The organism is Blautia sp. HCP3S3_B11 (assembly GCF_052064435.1).
GTDB lineage: Bacteria > Bacillota > Clostridia > Lachnospirales > Lachnospiraceae > Blautia_A.
Genome location: NZ_JBQHVP010000001.1, coordinates 1 through 23,394 on the forward strand (window position 1 = coordinate 1; position 23,394 = coordinate 23,394).

Genomic DNA, 23,394 nt, shown 5'->3' on the forward strand with positions numbered 1-23,394 from the left:
TGTGTATTTTATTCAGTTTTCAATGTCACAGATGAAGGAAAGGGGCTAAATTTATGCCTAAAAATAAGGTTTTCGGACAGGCTGTGGGGGGTGCCTCCTTTGAGATTTTTGAGTGTTTTTAGAGGGCTCTGAAAACACTCAATGGGTTTTCTCCGGTTGAGAATATTCTCTCATGGAGGGAGGGTGAGGTGCAAGACGTGGTTTCGGTGGGCGGTTACCTTCCACATCTTTTTTCACTAATTTAAAAGCATCCCCAACTTTGGCCTGGAAATACTTAGATCCACGTAATGGACTAATGTCCCCTTCTACTCTGATCATCTCTGCTCCATAGCAATCTTCAGTCATAGCCACACCGTAGACAACGTCAAATTTATCCGCTAAAGCAGAAAATATACCTCCTGATGAGGAGTTTTCTCTTATTTCATTATTGTTATATATTGCTGCGTATGTTTTCATTTCAATTCATTCCCAATTTAACTAATACTTTGTTCATTTTGCCCTTAGTCATTTTATCCACCAGCAAAAGCGATTGGTTGTATTCTTCTGTATTTCTGAATGCCAGATAATATATCAGGTTTGGAACAATAAGGCATATCACGCCACGAACCAGAATAGTAGGAATAAGTCCAATGCTAAATCTCGAACAGATGAAATATGTAACCACACAGCTAAAAAGAACCACAAAAGTATACTTAGCCAATTTTATGATGAAAAGCCACATATGTTTCTTTTCAAAAATAATAGTAAAAAGATTGTGCAATAACCACGGCATGCCGACACAAAGAATAGCAAGTACAGTAGATAAAAGGATACCATAAATACCGATAAACTGAACTAATATTAAGTTCAATGTAAGGTTAGCCAATGCTGCTGCTAAAGGTCTAAGTCTATCCTCGTGCCACATTCCAGAGGCATCCTTATATAGAATGAAAAGAGCGTTGAATTGGCGAACAAAGAAGTAAATGACAAAACACACAACAGCAGATATGGATAGCATCAAATTTTTTCCAACCCAAAGTTCCATAAATGGCTGATAGATACACAATAAGCAAACTGAGCAGAAACCTGCTATCCATGTGATGATAAATGTGAATTTATTCAGATCCTGGTAATTCTTTTCCTTACTCTCTATAACAATACTATTGCCAATCCCCGCTGTACAAGCTGCGAAAACTACAGCTATTAAACCAGTTATTGCATTTAAAATATAAAAGTAATTCTGGTAAACCGCTAATGCCGTTAATCCAAGGAAAGCCGAAATAACGATGGTGTCAGCTGAATCGTAAATAATGGAACCAACCTTTGATGTAAACAAATCTCGTATCCTTTGATTAATTCTTTTTACTTGGATTTCATCAACCTTACCTTTAGGCTTAAACTGCGGATATAGCCTATCAGCACATACTGCTGTCACGATATTAGTCAATGCCTGTGTAGCAAGCATAACTATCACATAAAGGTAGTAATTATGGAAAGCCCACAATACAAAAAGCTGCAACGCATACTGAATTGTGCTGGTCACTAATGTAACCTTAGAAACCACATCGGTTCTCTGGTGAGCTTGGAGAATAGAATTTTTATATGCAAACAGCCAATATGAAAGAACTGTGGCTCCCAAATTCAATAAGTAAAGTATGTAGATATTAATTCCAGTAGGAACATCACTTTTAATTAAATGTGGAATAAAAGGTGTCAATACACATCCGATAACAGCTATAACTAAACCAATCACTCTATAGTATGTTCTATAGAGTTTCATCAGCGCACATATAGTAGTATCATCATCCTCCGCAATTGGCTTATACATACTATAAACCATTGCAGAGCCTACACCCAATTCAGCTAAATTCAGTACCTGGAGAACTGATGTGAATAGTGAGTTCAGCCCCAAATACTGAACGCCCATGAGATAAATCATGGCAGTACGCATCAGGAATGGTACTAATATTTGATATACTTTTAAAATTACACCGAAGAATATATTCCTCGATGCATTTTTAGTTCTTTCTATTATCGCCACTTTATCACCTCGAATAGTGCATGATAGTAATTCACTCGTAATTTAATCTAGATAACGCTTTTTCCAAGAATGATTTAGATAATTGGATCTTGTCGGTTAAATCAATTGAAGAATAATCTATTTCTTTTCTACTTATAATATCATCGATGGTTGTATTCTCGATATAATGATTTTCACATCCAAATAACTTGGTTATATCGATTATTCTAGTATTCATTTCACTGTGACCTTCTCTGCCAAACACAAAGAACTGAGTATGAAACAAACCCGAAAAGACACACGCATGATAGCTATCTGTAAAAACATAATCAGCGTTTTTTATCAACGATAAAAATTCTGATGGCCCAACTTTATTAACTTTAGTAGTTCTATCGAAATAATCTCTCACATTAAATTCCATTAGTACATGAGGAATTGTAACTATCTTTAGTCCTGATCTTTTGGCATATTCCGCTACAACATTTCTGTTAAGTTCATTATGCGTTAGTTCATAATAGAATATATACTTACTCTTTATTATTGGCGGTGAAATTATTTCTTCCCATTGAGATGTGGATAGTAAAAAAGTTGGGTCTAATACAGTTTCTATGTTAGAATTTACAAAAGATTTTAAAAGGGACTTAGCACTTTCCTCTCTGACGGATATGTAGTTAAACGTTTCTATATTTTTTTTGTAAAAATCGATATGTTCTTTATCAATTTTTGTTTTAGAAATACTCGCAGCATAAGATATTTTTAATTTATCTTTATCAGCAAAATCCAAAAAGAAGCCCTTATGAAAGTAGTCACTATTCCATACCTGATCACTTCCTACAATAAATGCTCTATATTCATTATTTAGCATATGCAAAGTGTCATCTGTATAACTTACATTACTGTGCACAATTTGATTATTTCTAAAGTAATCGAACAATAGCTTACGTTCTTTTAGTGCTACATCAGATAAAAATTTTTTAAATTTACTTTTTATTCCAACACATTTCTTCGAGTTATCGCCTAATACATAGCAAATTTGTTCTGCTTGATAACCTTGTGAATTTAAGTAATAGCACAAAGCATACGCTTGTAGTAACCCACCATAATTTGTACTATTATTATAATGAGTTAATATACCGATATTTTTCAATTCTTTATCCTCCTATAGCCTTTTGAGTTAATAAATACATACTATCCATTCAAAAGACTAACTAATTTATATAAACCCCTGAATAGCTTAGAATTGTTTATTCTTGCAAAAATTGGTTTCTTGTGAATTAACAATTCGATTGTAATGTAATCTTTAATATTATCAGTACTGCTTAATGCATTTTTCAATATATAATTAAACACACCATCACGTAATATAGTATTCAGATTTGAATGATACTTACTAATGTTTAATGAAATTGGGTATTTTTCAATTATATAGCGAATAGATCCGTACAGCAATTTATAACAAACTCTATTGCCGTTTTCCGTATTTGGAAGGCAATAATTTATAAAATACTCGCAATATCGATGAATTAGTTCCACTGATTTTATGCTAAAAGAATTTGTCATGCTTTGCCTATTGACGACATTTACATATCCAATATTTTGTAATGTTTTTATTGACAACCTCCGTTTTCTATATAACTCGAACAAATAAATCTTATCTTCTCCATAACTTAATCCGGAAACAAATTTATGATCTTTATATTTCGATGAATAACATTTTGAAACCACCGAACTATTTGCCCAAATTCTAGTTGAGTTATCACACATATTTAATAAATCTTCATATGCCAGTAACTCACTTGGTATATTCTTTTGTACAGTTTTTCCTCTGTCTTCCATTCTTAATCCAAAAAATACAATGTCATATGGTGTCTTTGACAAAACATTATTTAATATTTGTAATATATTTGATTCCAAATAATCGTCACTATCAAGAAAAATAAAATAATCACTTTTTACATTATCTAATCCCAAATTACGTGCATCCGCCGAACCACTATTTTCTTTAGCTAACAAAGTTAAAAGATTAGCTTCAGAATAATCTTTTAATAAAGATATTATTTCTTGATTAGTAGACCCGTCATCTACAACGATTAATCGATAATTTGAATAGCTTTGGTTTAAAACCGAATCTATAGATTGTGTTAACAAATTTCTTTTCGTATTGTAAACTGGGATAATAATATCAAAGCTAACTGAGTTATTCATTTATTTAAATTCCTTTTTACACTTTACTAACACAGATGCAATTACTGCATCCATGTCATAGTATTTGTACTCACCCAGACGACCACCGAAAATGACGTTTTCTTCCTTATCCGCCAATTCCTTGTACTTCTTGTACAAAGCTCCATTCTTTTCATCATTAACTGGATAGTAAGGTTCATCTCCAGGTTTCCACTCAGAACTGTACTCTCTGCTTATTACAGTTTTGTCCAGTTCATTACCATTTTCATCCTTACCAAACTCGAACCACTTATGCTCGATGATACGGGTCCACGGTGTCTCACGATCAGTATAATTGACTGCTGCATTACCCTGGAAGTTAGGCTTGTCTAGCATCTCGTTCTCGAAACGCACAGAACGATATTCCAAAGTTCCAAGTTTATAACCGAAGTAAGCATCGATTGGCCCAGTATATACGATCTTATCCGCTACTGCATCCAGTTCTGCCTTATGCTCCAGATAGTCGATGTTGAGTCGAACTTCGATGCCATTCAGCAGGTTTGCCACCATCTTAGTATAGCCTCCCACGGGAATACCCTGATAAAGAGCATTGAAGTAGTTGTTGTCAAATGTCATGCGCACCGGTAACCGCTTAATGATGAAAGCGGGAAGATCCTTACAATCGCGTCCCCACTGTTTCTCAGTGTAGCCCTTGATGAGCTTTTCGTAGATATCACGACCCACGAGGGAGATAGCCTGCTCCTCCAGATTCTGCGGCTCTCCAGTGATCTCTTTGCGCTGCTCCTCAATCTTGGCTGCAGCTTCTTCCGGCGTCACGACACCCCACATTTTATTGAAGGTGTACATATTGAAAGGCAGCGAGTAGAGCTCACCTTTATAGTTAGCCACTGGCGAGTTCGTGAAGCGGTTGAATTCTGCAAATTTTGTTATATAATCCCACACCTTCTTGTTATTGGTGTGGAAGATGTGTGCACCATACTTATGGACATTGATGCCCTCAATATTCTCAGTGTAAATATTACCTGCGATATTAGGACGCTTATCCACCACTAAAACAGACTTACCATGAACCTTCGCTTCATGTGCAAAGATTGCTCCATAAAGACCAGAACCTACTACTAAATAATCATACATTTTTCTTCCCAACTTTCTTTAATATTTTTCCAATAACTTGATTAAATATTTCCATGACTAGTTCTTCTTTCGTTATCAACAAAAACAATCCGTAAATCCCAAAGAACAACATTGCTGATATCAGCAATGTTATAAAGCTTCCCAATCCAAGTGTTTTTACCCAAAGAGAAGCAACACTTCCTAATATAAGTCCTATGAGTATTTTTCCATAATGAATCAATTTAAAAGCATCCGTAACCTCATTTTTTAATGCCGTATATTGGACTACAAAAACTACAAATTCCGCTGCCAAAGTACCAATTGCTGCACCAGCAGACGCATATTTCGGAATCAACAGTGCGTTAATAATTACATCGACGATTGCTCCTGCTATTTCCGAATAAAGTACCGTTTTTTCTCGACCTAATGGAACCAATATCTGTATTCCCAGGATGTTGGTAATTCCAATAAAAAGTAAGGTAGGCATAATAATCTGCATAGGAACAATAGAACCCTCATATGCTTTTCCCGAAAGGAAATAAATACCCTCTTTCGCATAAAATATAAAATACAATATCATGGGTGAAGCAAACAGAAAGACAAAATTCAAGGCTTTTTCCGTAATCCTCTTAAATTCATCCATTTTGTCGTGTTCAATATAATAGGAAGCTCTTGGTAATAACACAGCTCCCAATGATGTAACAATACTAACAAGTATTGTTTTTATCCTGACTGCTGCATTATAGTACCCAACATCTGCATCACTATCCATGAATCCCAACATCACCGTATCCAAATTTGTATAAATCGTTGCAGCACATGACATAGCAAAGAAAATTGCCACCGGCTTGATATGCCTCTTCACATTATAATTTCCGACAGACTTCATATCAATGTACTTATGTACATTGATAAAATTGAGAATGTTCGATGCTGAAGATGCCAGAATTGTAATGCCGCCATAAATTACATAATCATCCTTTGTATGAACCAATAAGAACATTGCTATTAACGACACAACTTTGAATATAATTGAACGGATAGTAATGTAAAAATACTGCTCAAGTGCTTTATACAGCCATTCCATCCCAATAGACGTCAATATAATTGTAAAACTTACAACTACATAGAGTGTTCTCTCTTCCTGAAGCCTCGGTACTGTTAATAATGCTATACCCAGAACAGCATAAGATATTAAACTCATAATCAAGTTAATAAATAAAAGTTCATGTGCTGTCCTTGTTAGTTCTTCCCTGTTGTCACGAATCTTTGCGCAAACCCGGATACCATATGTTGGGATGCCTAGTTGTGCAAACATTGTAAAGTACGAAATCATTGAAGTTGCAAAAGATACTTTACCCGTTCCCTCTGGCAAAAGAATACGAGAAACATACGGAAATGTGATTAACGGAAAAATAAATGATGACATTGTCAATAACATATTCATAAATACATTTAATTTGATCGATTTGTTTTTCATATGTTTCTCTTCACCTCTAAACATTTTATTATATTACTCTTTCTGTCTGTGTGTTTCAAATTATCATATCACGCATCCTATAGGTAATGTTCCAGTTATCTCACACCAGAATACTTCTATGTTTTTAAATTATTATTTTGCAACTCGATGCCGTAAAAATCCGAAAACGCGCAGCTGTCGATTGCTTCCGCAACGGTTGTCTCCTCTCCCAGGTCATACAAATTCTGCAACAGATAAAGCCGCAGCATAACCTCCAACGGATAGAGTTCGTTGTCGCGCCCTACTTTTTAGTAGTGCGGATAAATCAGTTCAAGCCATTCCTCTCAAGGAACGATCCGTTCAATCTGAGACAGAAACTCTTTTTCTGTGCGGTGTTGCCTTAAAATTATCTTCTATTCATTTTACCGTTTACCCATAACCGAGCAGGCACATATAATAAGCAACGTGCTTTTCTCCATAATCTGTAAGTCTTATTTGCCATTATCTTATAGATCAATGGATACTGTTTTACAGTATTATCAAAACTGAGTATCTTCCCTAATCTTTGAATTGACGGGCGAAAACTAAACTGTATGTCCAACTGAAAAGTAACAACAGAAGAGATAAATTTAGCCATAAAATATCTTTTTTCATCAGCTAGAACAGGTTCCATATCATTGTAATACCGCATTAATCTACAACAGACATTCAAGTGCTGCGTCTCATTTTTCTGCATTCCCTCGACGGAAACACTCTGGCCCTCACGTCCAAGTCTGTAGCAATAAACTGTTTGATTTAAGTAAATTACTGTATTGATATAAGGAATTATGTAACAAATCAATTCATTATCTACATAAAAGGAATGTTCTGTCAGCTTAATCTGATGCTTCTGAAGAATATCTGTTTTAATAACAATACTATGGTAACATATTCCAGTCAACTCCTTGCATACACGATTGAATTCCAGCTTGGTATCCGCTGTGCATCCCATCATTCTTACTTTTTCGCTGCCGGATATTTCATACACATTCTTAAAATTTGTAAGGATCAAGTCTGCTTCAATCTGTTTTATATCATCAATCAGTCTTGCTAATCCGCAAGAATCAAACCAGTCGTCCCCATCAATTACTTTAAAATACTTTCCGGTAGCCAATTCAATACCTTTATTGATGGTAGACCCATGTCCTCCGTTTTCCTTATCAACAACGATGATTGAGTCAGGATATTTCACCTGATATTCTTGCGCTATTTTTAAGGTGCTGTCACGAGAACCATCGTTGACAACAAGAACCTCCATATCTTCCAGCCTATCAGCTGCAATGATGGAATCCATCAGCTTATGCAGGTACTTTTCTACATTATAGGCCGCAATAGAAATCGTTAATAGTTTACCATTCATTTGCATATCTCCTTATCAAATATTACATTTGCCATATCATGTCCTCTTGCTGAGCAAAACTAATGCTCCTCTGACTGTTATTTCTACTACTATGTATTCATACATTTTTTGTTGCTCCTTGTGTTTCTTGTTTTCTTGAACTTTTCACTAGAATTCCGACCAACAGGAATACACAAATAGAACTGAATTCGCTGTAGCTATTTGATGCGGTGCTTGAAAGTAGTAGAAAAATCATTGCAATGAATGTTGAAAAATAAAAATACTTATTATTTTTCGTTCCATTCACTGCCATTTTGATAAACAAATACAGGATCACGATAAATATCAGCAAACCTATTACACCAAACTGTCCCATGACCATGGGCCAATAGTTATCATTTAGAAAATAGGTCTCGTTTGACCGCATACCGTAAATAAATTCGAATCCATAATCTGTGTAGAGCCTCGAATAATATTTTGCCGCGATATCGGATCCAAATGTACCAAACCCGGCGCCAATGGGAAAATACGAGATCATCGTAATGATTCCATATCGCAATAAAACGGCTCTGGCCTGCGTATCCGAAGTAAAATAGAACACGATCTGCTTCCATGACAGTGCAGCTGCAATTAACACAACCGGAATCAGATATCTGATTTTTATCTTACTTTTTATCAGAGCGCCGCAGGCTTTTCCTTTAACCGAGAAATAAAAAAATCCAAGTATCAAAAAAACCGCAATGAAGGAAATTGCCCGCGATCTCATTGTCGAAGCCCAAACGATCAGCGCAATCAGTATCACAAATTTTTTATAACGCGTAGATTTATAATACAAATCCGCCACTAGCAGCGGGCTCAAGAAGTAGAAGAACTTGCTGAAATTACCAGGATTATTAAATACAAATTGGAAACATTTAACACCGTATCGGACTCCACCTGTCATGCCAAGTGAAAAAAACTGAGATGCCAGCAAAAAGAATGCCATAATAAAAACAATCGCTCTTCCAACTTTTGCCATCGTTTTTATCAGCTCATCGTATACATACGACTTCCAATTCGTGGTGGCAATCGCGTAATAAGAAATCAGCACTTTTACTGTTGACAGTATATCCACAAAAATTGGAAATGGCTTTTTCATAATACCGGAGGTTAGATTACCAATGATTCCAACCAAGCATACCAAACCCAGCAGTACCAGAATCAGCTGTTCATTTCTTGTCATCGAACTTTTTCTTACGCATCTCATTACAATCGAGATGATGACCAGAATTGCAAAAATCTCATCAAAATAGGAAAAAACCTCGGAGACTTCAATGAAAGCTCTTTGAAATGCAAAAAAATAGATAATAATCGTCCAAATCAGCACATGATAGTTTACCCTCAGCTTCATAGTATCCCCTTTCATACATCTGAATTAAAAGCGGCTTCACCGCAAAATAACATACCTCTGCTCCAATACCGGATCAGCAGAATCCTTTTCTTCCGTTACCTTCCATGATTTCTCTCGTTCCCGTCTAATCCCTCAAAATAATATCAACAGGAAACCTACAGTTCCTTCACTGCCAGACCAATCGATTCATTATGCCCTTTTCGCCCGTTGTACCATAAATACGCCCTGTTTTCTGCCTCGTCGATACAGACGGAAGGCTTATACACAGCATCTGAATCCCAGGCCCTTTTCGTTGGCGCCAGAATCGGGTTCTGCGCAGTTCGTTTCCAATGGATTCCATCATCTGACTCAGCCATACAGATTCTTGCGTTATCAATATTTTCATAGCCGATATAAAATTGAAGGTATTTCCCATTGATTTTTACAATATCACAACCTCCGACTTTACATTGGTCATACTTATCCACACCGTGCATAAATACTGGGTTATTCTTATGTTTTTCCCAGTTTATTCCATCTTTGCTTGTTGCAAAACAGAGAACGTCCGGCTCAAATTTCTCCCCAGCGGAGTACCACATTTTAAATGCAGAATCAATATCGTCCCACAAGACACATGGATTCATAACCGCTCCCTTTTCATACGATTCCGAAGGTATTATAATAGGTTTCACCTGATAGCGTTCAAAGTGGTATCCATCTTTGCTTGTTGCCAAACCAATCCTTGCTTCCTTTTCAGTCATTCCAGTATACCAAAGATACCACATTCCATCCTTGATCCAATAACAGGCTCGGTTTACTCTATCTTCCCAGCCACTTGATTCATTGGGTTCCAAAACTGAAACAGGATTAGACCAATGTATCCCATCCTTAGAGTCACAACGTAAAATGCTTTTCGTATTGCGGTGAGAAACCATCATAACATAATGATCATCTATCCTGCGAACAAACGGATCATAAAATGTACCGGTTTCTCCTCCAAGAATAGGAGAACCATACTTGATCCAACCATCATTCTCAGGTGGATAGTCGTATGCCGTTCTTCTATTTAATGCTCGCCGAACATCCAAATTTAGTCTATCTTCAATTTTTTTTATGATGTTCATATTCTTACCCTAATATTTTGTGAAGAGAATCTATATATCTCTTTGCAAAGGCCTCATTTGTAAATTCTGCCTTGTACAGTTCCAGATTTTTCTTTCTAAGTTCTTTTCTCTCTTCTTCTGACATCTTAATCAATGTATTAATGATATTTTCTGCTTCAGCATTATTGTTGTATAAGAAAATTCCAGAATTCTCATATTTTGCAAAGTACTTATTACCACCTGTGTAGGATGCGACTACAATCTGGCCCAAAGACAAGACTTCTAACATTACCAAATCAAAATAAGTTTCCTTATTGGGCAAAACAAAGACATCCGATGCCTGAATTACTGAACCCGGATCTTTCGTCCAACCTACTTCAATCCATCGATTGTGCTCTAAATGATACAATGGACCTTCCGTTCCAGCAATGAACACATAGACATTGTTGTTCGCATCCAAAAGATTCTTCCCGATTTTCTTTAGCGCATCATACCCCTTGATTTCATTATGTCTTCCTACATATGAAATCACAAAAGCATCTTGAGGAATACTATATTTTTCACGCATATCTTTTCTTGACACAAGGGCATTTTTAGGCGCCGTTCCTGTTGCCATATACACATACTTATGTTTATTTTTTTCGTGGAACTCAGCATACCCCGGCCAGTCATGGTAATATGGCTCCTCGGCCTCCTCACATGCAATAATAATATTGTCTGCACGTTTTATTGCAAAATTATCAATTTCCGGCAATTTTGCATAAAACCATTTCATATGCTTTTTTTCAAAATCAGTCAGCATTGAATACATTTGCTTGCTTGGCATTGTTGGAGCGTGCAATGTTAAAATCACTTTGCCTTTATATGTTTTCAAACTGTCTTTGGCCCAGTACATATCCATTGTTCTGTGAAAATGTACCGCGTCATATTGTGTAATATCCACCGAAGCCTTATGTATTGGGCCATACATCATTGCTCCTTTTTTTGCGATGCTTTTCGCTGCCAGCAGGAATTCCTTCTTTTTTGAGGCTTTTTTCTTTTCCAGCTGTGCATTGATTCCGGTTGCTAACACTTCCACCTGCAAATACTCTATCTTGAAATCATCTGTTCCTATTGTCGACAATCCCTGGCGTAAAGTGAAATTATATCCATTCGCACCCCCTGTTGGGGCCAAATCATTTTCATTTAAATAAATCAATACTTTCTTCATTATTTGTTTTCACCCTTATTATTTAGCTCAGCAACGTTTTTGTTAAATTTTTTCACTTCTCTTAGCCGAATTGCTTTCGTTACCGTATCTCTGAATGGGAAAAGATTAATTATATTTCGAATGATACTTACGATTGTTCCCTTAACTCTATACGGATACCATTTTCTGATTAGTTCGGAGTAACTTAATTGGCTGCAATCCGCAAAAAAATCATTTCTGCGAATCGGACAGTCAACCTGTTTTCTGCTCCCACCAACAATGTTTGATGCATTATCATCCAGAACGGTTATCCGCGCTGATTGTTTTAATGTTTCGAGTAGTCCTTTTCCTTTGTCGGAATGGACCCAAACCCTTGTAGTCCCCTTATTGTCATCCATGGCAGGAACAACATTTCCTACATCATTAAAGTCCCCTATTGTGAAATCACTTACTCTGGGACACTCTCTAAATTCACATTCATAACAACAAGGTCTGACATTGTAATGGCTGAAGAACAAATTCGCATGAACTTTACTGTCATATGTCTGCTGAATATATTTTCCGTTATCAAAGTTGACTCTTACATTCGGCGTGGCATAACCATAATGCTTATCTCTAAATGAAACAGAGCTAACACGACTATGATATTTTGAAGATAAATACTTTATGTATTCACTAAAGAGCTTGGGGGAAGAAACTCCTAAGCAAAGCAGGTCGATCGTATAGAGATTTTGATTATCACCGGTTATTTCTTTCAGTCCATGTACTTGACATGGGGTTCCAACAAACAGAACGGTTCTCTCCCTCTTAAGATCATCCTGTATCTGGCTGAACGTATTCCCCAAATAACTTTGAACGTATTTTGAGCCACGAAGATCCGATAATGCGTGCTTATCTTCTGCACGTTGGTGAGAAACCACTATATTTGAATCGTACCCAACTGCGTATACAACAGCACCTGAATCTATAAGTTTATCCGCAATCAGGGAAAAGGCACCGCCTGCAGTGCTCTCATTTCTTTCTGCTTCATTTAAATTCTGTAACGCAATAGACAAACTATGTGTGTCTGAGGTTATGTGATCATTATTGAACGGACACACTTTCTCACAAATTCCGCAATTTACACAAGAAGTCTTATCAACTACCGGATACAGAAATCCTTCTTCATCATATTGCATCGTTATACACTTTTTAGGACAACTACTTGCACACGCTGTGCAACCGCAGCATTTTGTTTTGTCAGATATCTGTATCATGGCTTTATCACTCCTATCTCAGGGCGGTTTCCAGGTACTGAATTGATTCCGTTCTCAGCCTGCTCAATTTTTCTTCAACAGCAGCATAATCGATATCTTTTTCAACATCCATAATATTTCCACTGTACCGTCTTTCGCTCAATTCCAGCAAAGTGCAAAGACTGTCGATCCGGCTGTTTCTGGAATTGAATCCGTCAGAAAAGCGATTAAATGTCATAAATTTCTTATGATGAAGAATACTAAAGACAGAGCCATGGAAAGAATCCGTTAAAATGTACTGCGCATGACGGATCAAATTGACAAAATCCTTGGAATCCATGTCGTAGATCTGAATGTCGCCAAAGGTCAGATCCCTCTGCGCGTAATGATCCAAGAACGGGCAGGAAACCAACTTTAGTCCTGTCTTTTCCCGGAATTCTTCCCCAATTTCCCGATGCGCTTCATTGGTCCCCAAAAAATAGCAGAACACATACGGCTCTTCGATTACTTTTTTGCTTGGGATGATTTCAGCCCACCCCGCGGCGTCAAACAACAGGGTTGGATCGCATACGACCTGCGCATCTTTCCCTGTCAGGTCTTTGATGATTTTTTGCCCGGAAATTTCTCTGGTACTCAGCGCCTGGAAGCGGTTCAGATATTTTGCCGTATTTCTTTCCTGAAATCCCGGTATCCGACTGACGCCAAAGCTTGTCGCGTAAGCGATCTTCGGCTTGTTATCCGGTGCAAATTCCAGTGTATAAAAGTGACTTCCCAAATTGTTCGGCAGCCATAATTGGTCACTTCCACAGAGAAACGCATCGTAATTTTCCGCGCATTTCTTCACTAACATCTCCCAGCCGTTATATGGAACCGAAAAATACGGAGCAAAATATTCTTTTACAAAGCCGTTGAATCGATTGCTGCGCTGTTTTACTTTTTCCGCAATTGCCGGATGATTTTTTAACTTTTTATCTTTCTCATTTCCGGACAGCTTAGACTTTACGAAGGATACATTAAACAGTCTTGGGATCGTTTGTGCGATGAATGCCGGTGTGAGTTTCTTATTATACCGTATAATCTCAGCGGTACAGTTACACTCCTCGACTTTTTTTATTGTAGCCAGTACTTGCAATTGGCTTCCAAAGTTTTTGGTGTCATAGCATACCGCCAATCCAACTTTTTTCATACATTATTCTCCTGCATCATGTCAGAATAGTACCGAGCCAGTTTTTGATGCATTGCCTTCATACTATAATTTTTATTGATGAGCTCAATATTGGCTCTTCCCGCGCTTTCCACTGCATTTTCATCCATGCAATACTTCTGTAAAGCTGATGCCAGTGCAACTACGTCTCCCGGCTCTATAAGTATTCCATTTTCTTTCTTCACAACCTCTGGAATTGCGCCAACTGTTGTGCTTATGACTGCCTTTCCTGAAGCCATTCCCTCCAGGATGGCCATAGGAAGTCCCTCATTATATGAAGGAAGAACCATTACACTAGACTTCTTGAGCAACTCCAGTTTTTTATCAAAATCGGCCCATCCAACGACGTCAATATTGTCCTGTAAACTTTTTTGAACTACTATCGCCTTGCATTTTTCAATATCACCATCTCCGGCCAAATAGCATTTTATATCCGGGACCTGCCGCTTTACGATCCCGATTGCCTCAATGAGGTCATATGTTCCTTTCCTTTCCCCGAGTCTGCCGAGGGACACAAAGGAATGGGGATGGGTACGGTTATCTGTAATTGCAGGTTGCAAACGGTCAGTATTAATACCATTTTCCAAAACAACACAATTGGTCAGGCCGAATGTTTCCTCAAATCTGCGTTTCCATTCATTCGACAGCGCAATTACTTTATCGGCAGCTTTCAGAATCGAAACGATCTCTTTTTTCTTTCTGCTCTTTTCATAAAAGATCATGTATTCCGCACCATGAATATGCAGAATCACTTTCTTGCCCCACTTCTTTGCGGCACGGACATACCAGCCTTTTCTGAATGTGCTGCCATACGAAGCCGCATGGATGTGGTAAATATCATAATCACGCTTTGTAAAATAGAAACGCACAAAAGAAAAAATGGAGAAAAACAACACTTTCAATTTATTTCCATCGACATATGATTCATAAATATCTATGTCAAACTGTTCATTCAACTTTTTGTCTATCTCTATCTCCTCAATAACGGTTGCCATTCCACCCTTTGATCTCGTGGGGCTAGGGCCTACTACCAGTATTCTCATTTCTGTCTCTCCGTTTGAATCTTGCCCATATAGTCTTTTTTCAGCTTCACGACTTCATTGCTCAGCAGAATGATGCCCACGAGGTTCGGAATGATCATCAGGCCGTTGAAGGTATCCGCCAGATCCCACGCAAATCCCAGAGTGCTCTGGGAGCCGATGATGATCATAACCACCCAGAGGGCTTTGATCACCGGCTTGCACTTGGCGCCAAACAGGTATTCTCCTGCTCTTTCCGCATAAGTATAGTAGCTGATCAGGCAGGAAAATCCAAAAAGCACGACTGATGCCAAACAAATAAATCCACCAATGCCACCTGGCAGCAGTTGATCAAATGCTCGCATTGTAAGTACTGCACCATCAAGGCCGCTGTTCCACAATCCAGAAAGAACAATTGCAATACCTGTTACGCTGCAAATAAAAACAGTATCCAGAAATACCTCAACAGGTCCCCATACAGCTTGTTCAATTGGATCATTCACCTTTGCCCCACAATGAACCATTGCGGCAGTGCCAAGTCCCGCTTCATTAGAGTAAATTCCACGTGCAATGCCATAGCGCATACAAACAAAAATCGAACCAACAATACCGCCTGTTGCTGCCCTCGGATTAAACGCAGCAATAAGAATTTCTGCAATAGCATGGGGGACCTCGGTAATATGAACAATAATGATCAATAACCCTGCGAGAATATAAGCACCACCCATAAATGGAGCTACTACTTCACACACATGTCCAATACGGCCAATTCCGCCAAAGACAATGATGCCTACCACAACGGCCAAAACGATACCTGTTACCAGTGTTGGAACGCTATAGCGTTCGTTTAAAGTTAGCGCAATCGTATTGGTATCAACAACACCCGAAATCACAAATGCAAACGGGATAACTAGGATTGAAAACAGAATTCCAAGCCATTTTTGATGCAGTCCCTCTGACAAATAGTACATTGCACCACCGCTGACCGTTCTATCTTCATGAACTTTACGATACTTAATACCCAATGCAATCTCTGCAAATTTAGTGGCCATTCCAACAAACGCTGCCAAAATCATCCAGATAAGTGCACCAGGACCTCCCATAACAATGGCTGTTGCAGCTCCTGCAATATTGCCAGAACCCACGATTGCAGAAACAGACGTCATTGCCGCTTGAAAACTCGTAAGTTCTCCCGGTGCAGTGGGACCTTCGTCTTTTTTCTGAAATGCTTTTACAATAGTCTGCTTAACCAACCATACCGGGTGCCTGAATTGTATAAATCCTAAGCGGACGGTATAGTAAACTCCTGTTCCAAGAATCAAGAGCATAATCGGAACGCCCCATACGATTCCGTTGACAAAATCATTAATTTTAATAATTGTTTCCACAATAAACTCCCCATCATTCCATTAATATTTATTTGTTTTGTAAAACTCGTCCAAGCTTAATTCTTTTGGCCATTTCAAGATCAAACGAACGCGGTGTAAACGGATCAGAACCCGCACCATCTGTAAATGTCAATTCGCCAAAGTAAATATTGTTATTTGCCATATACAAATCAACTCTTACAAACTGAAACTGCCTTGCCAACTTCCTCACAACATCAACCATTTCAGGAAAATTATCGCCCTGCGGCAGAACATAGTCACTATTCTTTACTCCACCGTTAATAATTCCCTCTAATTTATTTCCCGCCATATCGTACATATCAACTGTTTCATCTGTATAGCGGTCTGTGAACACACCATAATAGAGCGGTTCACCATCATAGCAGTAAAACTTATAATCTCTCAATGCACCAGATTCGTCTTCTAGGTATTCTTCAGCAATAATTCTATTTTTCACATTCTTGTACTGCGGCTCTTTTTTCATTTTATAGAAGTCATCTTTTAGCCATCTATTCATCGTCTCGGCCGCTTCAGCTTTATTCAGATTATCCTTATCTTTGCAAATAAGAACTGCGCCACTTCCATTTGTACATTTTAGTACGAATCTCTTAGGTAATTTTTCATAATCAATTTCATCAGGATTATTGTAAACACCATATAATTGGTTCAGGTATTTGTCTCCCACCGTTTTTGCAACAAATTCTCGTACTGCATATTTGTCAACATAATCGCTTAATTCATCCAAATGCCCATATAATTTCAGCCACTGGATCTTTTCACCAAAGTACTGTGGATTCTTTAGATTTAATATTTTTTGATATCCTCTAAAATAGATTAAATAAAGGGCAGGCTTTTCTGGTAACACTCGAAGGACACTTCTATACAAATCTTTTGCAATTCCCATGATTTTCTCCTTATACTTTTATCTGTTTAATATAATTTTCAATACTATTTATAATGTTGACCGTATTCGATTCATAGCTATTATATTTTGTCAGCTGTACCGTCTTTAATGCAACATCTAATTTGCCAGTGTCTTGACAAGAACATATCAAATTAAGATCGTCAAACTGCTTAATCAACTGAAGTTGATGGTCATCAACATGCTCACCATATTTTGCACGTCGAGGAACAGCAATAACCTTTTTACCTTTTTTAACAGCTCCAATAATGGCTCCAGTGCCTCCATGTGTTATAACAATGTTGGCTTTTTCCATTTCATTGCTAAACTCATCCCTATCCAAAAACTTTTTATAGCTGAAGTTTTTCGGAAGGTAATCGCTGTAGCCTATTTGTGCAAACACATCTTCTGCATCAATTGTCCCTTTTTCACACAGCTCATCAACAGCCTTCAGCAATCTATTAAACTGAAATTTCTGTGATCCAAGTGTTATAAATATCTTATTGTCCATTTAATAGATTCCTCCTAAATATATGGCTTTAGGATAGAATTTCAGCATTGGCTTCCACTGAACATAAAACTGATCCGCAAACTTGTAGAGCAATTTTCCGGTTTCGGTAGGGGAAGTAACTTTCGCAAAAGATTCTATGTAAATCAGTTTCTTGCCCATAAATTTAGAAATCAAGCAAATCGGTATCATTGCAAGAACTCCCGTGCAGATAACTACATCGGGTTTTTCTTTTCTATAAATGCCGATAGACTTCCAGGCATTTTGAATCATCCGCCAGATAAAATCTTTTTCTCGGCGATTGACCTGCCTCATATAATATGTTTTTTCGCCTTTTGCTTCTGCGCTATAATCTGTCTTCTCAGTAATGACAAAGCTATCATATTTCTCCATCAGTGGTTTTAACATCATGAGCTGCTCATAATGTCCGCCTGATGATGCCGCAAAGCATATCTTTACGTTTTTCTTTTTATCCATCTCTCTACTAACCCACACTTATTAATCTCTACCAAACAAATCTCTGGTGTAAACCTTCTCTTTCACATCATCAAGATCTTTACTATACCGGTTAGCGATAATCGCATCACTCATGCTCTTGAACTTCTTCAGATTATTCACCACCAGACTGCCAAAGAAAGTCTCACCGTCTTTCAGCGTCGGTTCATAGATCACCACAGTCGCCCCCTTGGCCTTGATGCGCTTCATGACACCCTGGATGCTGCTCTGGCGGAAGTTATCGCTATTGCTCTTCATAGTCAGCCGATAGACACCAACCGTCGCAGGCTTCTCTTTACTCTTGCTGTACTGGTTGTCTTCCTCGTATCCGTAGTATCCTGCCATTTTCAGCACACGGTCGGCGATGAAGTCTTTCCTCGTTCTATTACTCTCAACGATTGCTTCGATGAGGTTTTCCGGCACATCTGCATAGTTGGCCAGCAACTGCTTGGTGTCTTTCGGCAGACAGTAGCCGCCGTAACCAAAGGACGGGTTATTGTAATGGGTGCCGATACGAGGATCCAGGCAGACGCCGTTGATAATCTGCTGGGTATTCAGTCCCTTCATCTCGGCATAGGTATCCAGTTCGTTGAAGTAGGACACTCGCAGCGCCAAATATGTATTGGCGAACAGTTTCACTGCCTCTGCCTCGGTGAAGCCCATGAACAGTGTGTCGATGTTCTCTTTGATTGCGCCCTCTTGCAGAAGTGCAGCAAACTCATGCGCTGCCTCAACCAGGCGCTCATCTTCCATATCCGTACCGACGATGATTCTGCTGGGGTACAAATTATCATAGAGGGCTTTTGACTCACGCAGGAATTCAGGGCTGAAGATGATATTCTTGCTGCCCGTCTTTTCCCGGATGCTCTTGGTATATCCAACCGGGATGGTGGACTTGATGACCATAATCGCATTCGGGTTATACTCCATGACCAGTCTGATCACAGTCTCGACAGCGGAAGTGTCAAAAAAGTTCTTCTGGCTGTCGTAGTTGGTAGGAGCCGCAATAACAACAAAATCCGCATTGCTGTAAGCGAGTTTGGCGTCCAGCGTTGCGGTCAAATCCAGCTCCTTTTCAGCCAGATACTTTTCAATATACTCATCCTGAATCGGTGACTTCCGGCTGTTGATCAGTTCCACTTTTTCCGGGATGATATCCACTGCGTATACTTTATGGTGCTGAGACAGCAGTGTGGCTATCGAAAGGCCAACATAGCCGGTACCAGCAACTGCAATCGTGTAGTTTTTCATCATTCTTCTCCTTGTCTGTCCTAGCGTGATCGAGAATATCGGTCAAACCGGGAATGTTTTATCTATGTTTAATCGCTGTGGTTATCATTCTGGATGATGTTGTCATCTTGCCATGATTCTCACAGCGCGGAATCTGCAACTTCCTTGAGTCTCGATGTGTTTATCACTTCACGAATTGTCCTTATCGCTTGAAGGACAGGTCTATCCGAAATTATGGGCTTCTCCTACCCCATTCACCCAGTGTCCTCTACCCTTTCTACCCCATTCACCCAGTGTCCTTTACCCTTATCTTTTACCCCTCTTTTAAACTTCCTACCCAAACATCTATCTTCTTCTCCACTCTCTGCTCCCTCTCCTTACTCCCACATTTTTTAGATGTGGTTTGTTAGAGGAGTGGTTGATTGGTTTTGATGAGTAGTTTGGTTGAGTGCTCGGTGGTGTTTGGTGTTATGGTTGAGTGTTTTTATGGGTTTCTCCTACCCCATCCACCCAGTGTACCTTCAACTTTCTTTTACCCCTCACTTAAACTTCCTTATCCACCCCAATCTTTCGGTGCTGGTATTAGTAAAAGTGATGAGAAATAGTACATATAAGGTAGGGTGGGAAGAATGGTAAACCAACCAGTACTGTATGGCGAGCATACAAATATACAATGTATAGCTGTCTTTAATGGTGTAGAGGGTGCTAAACCCTGAAGTATTGTGAGGATATCAAATCTACCAGACTAGTCTTCGCCAATGGAATGTAAGCATTCCAACTACCCTCACTACCATAATCGGTATTTGCAATACCATTTCTTCTATTGTTGTTAAAATCAGTTTCGGTATCCACCTCAAAAGACTCCCTATATTTTTCTCTGTATCTATGTATGCTGCAAATATCGCCAGTCCGATTTGAAGCAAAACATATCCGACAAACACCATCGTAAGAAATGAAAGCATATTCTTTTCTATCAGCAAAACCGTATAAATCACCCAAAATATCGGTCCAAGTAATTCAACCATAAGCTGATAGCACATTGTTACGAGTCCCAATAGTCCATAGCGTGGGTTGGCAATCAAATTATGGTGCTTGATTAGACAATCCATCAAGCCTCTTTGCCATCTGTCCCTTTGATGCAGTAATCTTTTGATGCTATGTGGCACTCCGGTATAACAGACAGCAGTTGGTTCATAAACAATCTGTTGCTTTGATTGCTGAAAGCCTTGCTTTTGCAATCGCAGAACTAGCTCCATATCTTCCCCAACAGTATCGATATCGTATCCATTCATTCCCAGAAGAGTGCTTTTGCGAAAGACCCCAAATGCCCCTGAAATCAGACACTGTGCGTTTAACCTGGCAAATATCCGCCTGGAAAGCTGAAATGCCTTCATATATTCACAGAACTGAATTGCTTCTAGCTGAGAAGAATCTTCTCTTTTGACGAGTAAGCGTCCACCGACAGCAACCACTTCATCATTACGGAAATGCTTTACCGCCTCAGAAAGAGCATCTTCCCGTAAGACGCAATCAGCATCAAGCACACAAATCAAATCATTTCTTGCATGCCTTATTCCTTCATTCAAGGCGTTTCCCTTTCCCTTTTTTCGGATAAAAATCTCTCGCAGCAAAAAAACCGAATCCCGATAAAAGACATCTATTTCAGCCACGTCTGTGCCCTGTGGAAGGTCTTGGATACCATTTCTGAGAATCAAAATCTCGCAATTCGGACAACCCTGTCGTATAACAGATTCTATTGTTTCGTTTATGATTCTGCGTCCGGTTAAAGGAATCAGAATACTTACTGAAAATCAGATTGATTTATCATCCTCATCTCCTCTTCTATAGTTTAACGACATTCCGGTCGAGTTCTGTATGATCTTGGATTTCTGTCAACGAAATATTTATCACTTCATAGACAGATCTACCCGAAATGAGAAAACGTTTTCCATCCCATTTGAAATGGATCAATTCCCACGCACTTATCAAAAATGAGATGTATCCTTCAACCCAAGCCACTTCTGATCTTTATCACTTAGATTCAAAACAACTCCGTCTACGTTATATCCTTCAGCACTTGCTGTGCCTTGATACGCCCCTTCAACCTTCGGCCACTCGATGCCGATCTCCGGGTCGTTCCAGGCTAAACCGCCCTCATCGTTTGCGTGGTAGAAGTCGTCGCACTTATAGCAAAACTCTGCAGTATCACTCAGCACAAGGAAGCCGTGTGCAAAGCCTCTCGGAATCAGAAATTGCTTCTTATTTTCTTCTGTCAGCTCGATGCCGTACCATTTGCCATAGGTCTTACTGCCGGAGCGCAGGTCAACTGCCACATCGAACACAGAGCCTTTAATTACCCTCACCAGCTTGGTCTGGGGGAAATTCTTCTGGAAGTGCAACCCACGGAGTACGCCTTTCACGCTCATGGACTGGTTGTCCTGAACGAAATTGATGTTGATTCCGTTTTCCTCCATGTCTCGCTGGCTATAGGTTTCCATAAAATAGCCGCGGCTATCACCGTGGACAGCGGGCGTAATCACGCACAGTCCCTCGATGCCGCCTACATTCTTTTCAACGTTTATCTGTCCCATTTTCTTAATCTCCAAATCTCTCTATCGTTTACAGCTGTGCTTCCTTCAGGTATCGACTGACCGCATCCTGCCAGGTAGGCAGCGGCTGGAAACCGTTCTCCACCAGTTTGCTCTTGTCCAGTCTGCTATTGAATGGGCGTGCGGCCTTGCTCAAGCCGTATTCTTCTGTTGTCACCGGAATAACCTTTGTGCTCAATCCATACTGCTTGTAGAACTCACAGCAGAAGTCATACCAGGAAATATACCCGCCCTCATTCGTTGCGTGGTAATAGCCGTACTTCTCCGTCTCGCACATGTCCACCAGCAGACGTGCCAAGTCGTAACAATAGGTCGGCGTACCGATTTGGTCGTTAACTACTCGAACTTCGTCATGGGTCTTGCCCACATTAATCATGGTCTTGATGAAATTCTTGCCGTTCAGACCGAATACCCATGCAATCCGGACGATGAAGTATTTCTCCAGCGTGTTCGCCACCGCCAGCTCGCCTTCCAGCTTGGTCTGGCCATAGACGTTCAGAGGTTTATAGTCCTTACAATCCGGCTTCCAAGGTTCAGTACCCTGTCCATCAAACACATAGTCTGTGGACAGATAAAGCATCTTGCAGTCGATGGCTTTACAAGCATCTGCGATATTCTGGGTCCCGCCGGCATTGACGGCGCGAACCTTCTCCACCTTGTCGTCATCCTCTGCCATATCCACCGCCGTCCACGCCGCACAGTGAATGACGGCATCCGGCTGAATCTCAGAAATGACCTTCAGTACGGCTTCCTTGTCCGTAATATCAAGTCCGACATAGGGCATAGTTGTTACAGCCGATCCGTCAGAAACCCCAGCATAAGCTCCTGCAATGTCGGAACCGAAACCTTCATGACCTCTTTTTTTCAATTCATTCATCACGTCATGGCCGAGCTGACCGTTGACGCCAGTTACAAAAAACTTCATCCTTCCCACAACCTCAACCCTTTAGATTTCCGCTTTTCTTCTGGCTCTATTCTTATTAATTTACGGTTACTTTATAACAAGACGGT

21 protein-coding genes and 1 pseudogene are annotated in these 23,394 nt (G+C 39.3%); all 22 read right to left on the bottom strand.

What is annotated here, in order from left to right; genetic code table 11:
* Nucleotides 1–138 precede the first annotated feature (138 nt).
* The 22 genes and pseudogenes from ACTNC0_RS00005 to rfbD all read right to left on the bottom strand — a co-directional run bounded on the left by ACTNC0_RS00005 (nt 139) and on the right by rfbD (nt 23,308).
* Nucleotides 139–456 carry a hypothetical protein gene (locus ACTNC0_RS00005; protein ID WP_441085801.1) on the bottom strand — a complete coding sequence of 106 codons (318 nt, stop codon included), beginning with the start codon at nt 454–456 and terminating at the stop codon, nt 139–141.
* Nucleotide 457: 1 nt separating this feature from the next.
* Nucleotides 458–2,020 (bottom strand): lipopolysaccharide biosynthesis protein, encoded by a 1,563-nt coding sequence (locus tag ACTNC0_RS00010; RefSeq protein WP_441085802.1) that lies wholly within the window; start codon nt 2,018–2,020, stop codon nt 458–460.
* Between the two features lie 31 nt (nt 2,021–2,051).
* Complete coding sequence (locus ACTNC0_RS00015; protein ID WP_441085803.1) at nt 2,052–3,146, bottom strand: polysaccharide pyruvyl transferase family protein; 1,095 nt, start codon at nt 3,144–3,146, stop codon at nt 2,052–2,054.
* Between the two features lie 41 nt (nt 3,147–3,187).
* Nucleotides 3,188–4,204, bottom strand: a complete 1,017-nt coding sequence (locus ACTNC0_RS00020) for a glycosyltransferase family 2 protein (protein ID WP_441085804.1) — start codon at nt 4,202–4,204, stop codon at nt 3,188–3,190.
* The gene (gene glf, locus ACTNC0_RS00025) at nt 4,205–5,317 is read right to left on the bottom strand and encodes a UDP-galactopyranose mutase (protein ID WP_441085805.1); all 1,113 of its coding nucleotides are present in this window, start codon (nt 5,315–5,317) and stop codon (nt 4,205–4,207) included. It lies immediately after the preceding gene.
* Nucleotides 5,310–6,800, bottom strand: a complete 1,491-nt coding sequence (locus ACTNC0_RS00030; protein WP_441085806.1) for a flippase — start codon at nt 6,798–6,800, stop codon at nt 5,310–5,312. Before ACTNC0_RS00030 ends, glf begins: the two co-directional genes overlap by 8 nt.
* A gap of 110 nt (nt 6,801–6,910) precedes the next feature.
* Nucleotides 6,911–7,165 (bottom strand): annotated as a pseudogene (locus tag ACTNC0_RS00035) (transposase); the annotation flags it as partial.
* Nucleotides 7,162–8,154 carry a glycosyltransferase family 2 protein gene (locus tag ACTNC0_RS00040; protein ID WP_441085807.1) on the bottom strand — a complete coding sequence of 331 codons (993 nt, stop codon included), beginning with the start codon at nt 8,152–8,154 and terminating at the stop codon, nt 7,162–7,164. The gene ACTNC0_RS00040 and the pseudogene ACTNC0_RS00035, both read right to left, overlap by 4 nt.
* Before the next feature lie 97 nt (nt 8,155–8,251).
* Nucleotides 8,252–9,523 carry a hypothetical protein gene (locus ACTNC0_RS00045; RefSeq protein ID WP_441085808.1) on the bottom strand — a complete coding sequence of 424 codons (1,272 nt, stop codon included), beginning with the start codon at nt 9,521–9,523 and terminating at the stop codon, nt 8,252–8,254.
* Nucleotides 9,524–9,678: 155 nt separating this feature from the next.
* Nucleotides 9,679–10,626, bottom strand: a complete 948-nt coding sequence (locus ACTNC0_RS00050; protein WP_441085809.1) for a hypothetical protein — start codon at nt 10,624–10,626, stop codon at nt 9,679–9,681.
* A 4-nt stretch (nt 10,627–10,630) separates the two neighbouring features.
* Entirely contained in the window at nt 10,631–11,815 is a 1,185-nt protein-coding gene (locus ACTNC0_RS00055; protein ID WP_441085810.1) for a glycosyltransferase family 4 protein, read from the bottom strand.
* Entirely contained in the window at nt 11,815–13,050 is a 1,236-nt protein-coding gene (locus tag ACTNC0_RS00060; RefSeq protein WP_441085811.1) for a Coenzyme F420 hydrogenase/dehydrogenase, beta subunit C-terminal domain, read from the bottom strand. Before ACTNC0_RS00060 ends, ACTNC0_RS00055 begins: the two co-directional genes overlap by 1 nt.
* Before the next feature lie 13 nt (nt 13,051–13,063).
* Nucleotides 13,064–14,215: a polysaccharide pyruvyl transferase family protein gene (locus ACTNC0_RS00065; protein WP_441085812.1), complete on the bottom strand. Its 1,152-nt coding sequence runs from the start codon at nt 14,213–14,215 to the stop codon at nt 13,064–13,066.
* Nucleotides 14,212–15,276 (bottom strand): glycosyltransferase family 4 protein, encoded by a 1,065-nt coding sequence (locus tag ACTNC0_RS00070; protein WP_441085813.1) that lies wholly within the window; start codon nt 15,274–15,276, stop codon nt 14,212–14,214. The genes ACTNC0_RS00065 and ACTNC0_RS00070 overlap by 4 nt, the downstream gene beginning before the upstream one ends.
* Nucleotides 15,273–16,640 carry an alanine/glycine:cation symporter family protein gene (locus ACTNC0_RS00075; protein WP_441085814.1) on the bottom strand — a complete coding sequence of 456 codons (1,368 nt, stop codon included), beginning with the start codon at nt 16,638–16,640 and terminating at the stop codon, nt 15,273–15,275. Before ACTNC0_RS00075 ends, ACTNC0_RS00070 begins: the two co-directional genes overlap by 4 nt.
* Nucleotides 16,641–16,668: 28 nt before the next feature.
* The gene (locus tag ACTNC0_RS00080) at nt 16,669–17,544 is read right to left on the bottom strand and encodes an ATP-grasp fold amidoligase family protein (RefSeq protein WP_441085815.1); all 876 of its coding nucleotides are present in this window, start codon (nt 17,542–17,544) and stop codon (nt 16,669–16,671) included.
* A 10-nt stretch (nt 17,545–17,554) separates the two neighbouring features.
* Nucleotides 17,555–18,052 (bottom strand): PssE/Cps14G family polysaccharide biosynthesis glycosyltransferase, encoded by a 498-nt coding sequence (gene pssE, locus ACTNC0_RS00085; RefSeq protein ID WP_441085816.1) that lies wholly within the window; start codon nt 18,050–18,052, stop codon nt 17,555–17,557.
* Complete coding sequence (pssD, locus tag ACTNC0_RS00090; RefSeq protein WP_063283358.1) at nt 18,053–18,526, bottom strand: PssD/Cps14F family polysaccharide biosynthesis glycosyltransferase; 474 nt, start codon at nt 18,524–18,526, stop codon at nt 18,053–18,055.
* 21 nt (nt 18,527–18,547) lie between these two features.
* Nucleotides 18,548–19,798 carry a nucleotide sugar dehydrogenase gene (locus ACTNC0_RS00095; protein ID WP_441085817.1) on the bottom strand — a complete coding sequence of 417 codons (1,251 nt, stop codon included), beginning with the start codon at nt 19,796–19,798 and terminating at the stop codon, nt 18,548–18,550.
* A 713-nt stretch (nt 19,799–20,511) separates the two neighbouring features.
* Nucleotides 20,512–21,573, bottom strand: a complete 1,062-nt coding sequence (locus ACTNC0_RS00100) for a glycosyltransferase (RefSeq protein WP_441086054.1) — start codon at nt 21,571–21,573, stop codon at nt 20,512–20,514.
* 186 nt (nt 21,574–21,759) lie between these two features.
* On the bottom strand, nt 21,760–22,365 hold the full coding sequence (gene rfbC, locus ACTNC0_RS00105) for a dTDP-4-dehydrorhamnose 3,5-epimerase (RefSeq protein WP_441085818.1): 606 nt from the start codon (nt 22,363–22,365) through the stop codon (nt 21,760–21,762).
* Between the two features lie 28 nt (nt 22,366–22,393).
* Nucleotides 22,394–23,308, bottom strand: a complete 915-nt coding sequence (rfbD, locus tag ACTNC0_RS00110) for a dTDP-4-dehydrorhamnose reductase (protein WP_441085819.1) — start codon at nt 23,306–23,308, stop codon at nt 22,394–22,396.
* Between the last annotated feature and the right edge of the window lie 86 nt (nt 23,309–23,394).

Excerpts from the sequence above, each read along its gene's own strand:
- rfbC (WP_441085818.1), bottom strand. The coding sequence starts at position 22,365 with ATGGGACAGATAAACGTTGAAAAGAATGTAGGCGGCATCGAGGGACTG.
- ACTNC0_RS00080 (WP_441085815.1), bottom strand. The coding sequence starts at position 17,544 with ATGGGAATTGCAAAAGATTTGTATAGAAGTGTCCTTCGAGTGTTACCA.
- ACTNC0_RS00065 (WP_441085812.1), bottom strand. The coding sequence starts at position 14,215 with ATGAAAAAAGTTGGATTGGCGGTATGCTATGACACCAAAAACTTTGGA.
- ACTNC0_RS00045 (WP_441085808.1), bottom strand. The coding sequence starts at position 9,523 with ATGAAGCTGAGGGTAAACTATCATGTGCTGATTTGGACGATTATTATC.
- glf (WP_441085805.1), bottom strand. The coding sequence starts at position 5,317 with ATGTATGATTATTTAGTAGTAGGTTCTGGTCTTTATGGAGCAATCTTT.
- ACTNC0_RS00040 (WP_441085807.1), bottom strand. The coding sequence starts at position 8,154 with ATGAATGGTAAACTATTAACGATTTCTATTGCGGCCTATAATGTAGAA.
- ACTNC0_RS00005 (WP_441085801.1), bottom strand. The coding sequence starts at position 456 with ATGAAAACATACGCAGCAATATATAACAATAATGAAATAAGAGAAAAC.
- rfbD (WP_441085819.1), bottom strand. The coding sequence starts at position 23,308 with ATGAAGTTTTTTGTAACTGGCGTCAACGGTCAGCTCGGCCATGACGTG.
- ACTNC0_RS00060 (WP_441085811.1), bottom strand. The coding sequence starts at position 13,050 with ATGATACAGATATCTGACAAAACAAAATGCTGCGGTTGCACAGCGTGT.
- ACTNC0_RS00030 (WP_441085806.1), bottom strand. The coding sequence starts at position 6,800 with ATGTTTAGAGGTGAAGAGAAACATATGAAAAACAAATCGATCAAATTA.
- pssE (WP_441085816.1), bottom strand. The coding sequence starts at position 18,052 with ATGGACAATAAGATATTTATAACACTTGGATCACAGAAATTTCAGTTT.
- ACTNC0_RS00070 (WP_441085813.1), bottom strand. The coding sequence starts at position 15,276 with ATGAGAATACTGGTAGTAGGCCCTAGCCCCACGAGATCAAAGGGTGGA.
- ACTNC0_RS00095 (WP_441085817.1), bottom strand. The coding sequence starts at position 19,798 with ATGATGAAAAACTACACGATTGCAGTTGCTGGTACCGGCTATGTTGGC.
- pssD (WP_063283358.1), bottom strand. The coding sequence starts at position 18,526 with ATGGATAAAAAGAAAAACGTAAAGATATGCTTTGCGGCATCATCAGGC.
- ACTNC0_RS00050 (WP_441085809.1), bottom strand. The coding sequence starts at position 10,626 with ATGAACATCATAAAAAAAATTGAAGATAGACTAAATTTGGATGTTCGG.
- ACTNC0_RS00020 (WP_441085804.1), bottom strand. The coding sequence starts at position 4,204 with ATGAATAACTCAGTTAGCTTTGATATTATTATCCCAGTTTACAATACG.
- ACTNC0_RS00055 (WP_441085810.1), bottom strand. The coding sequence starts at position 11,815 with ATGAAGAAAGTATTGATTTATTTAAATGAAAATGATTTGGCCCCAACA.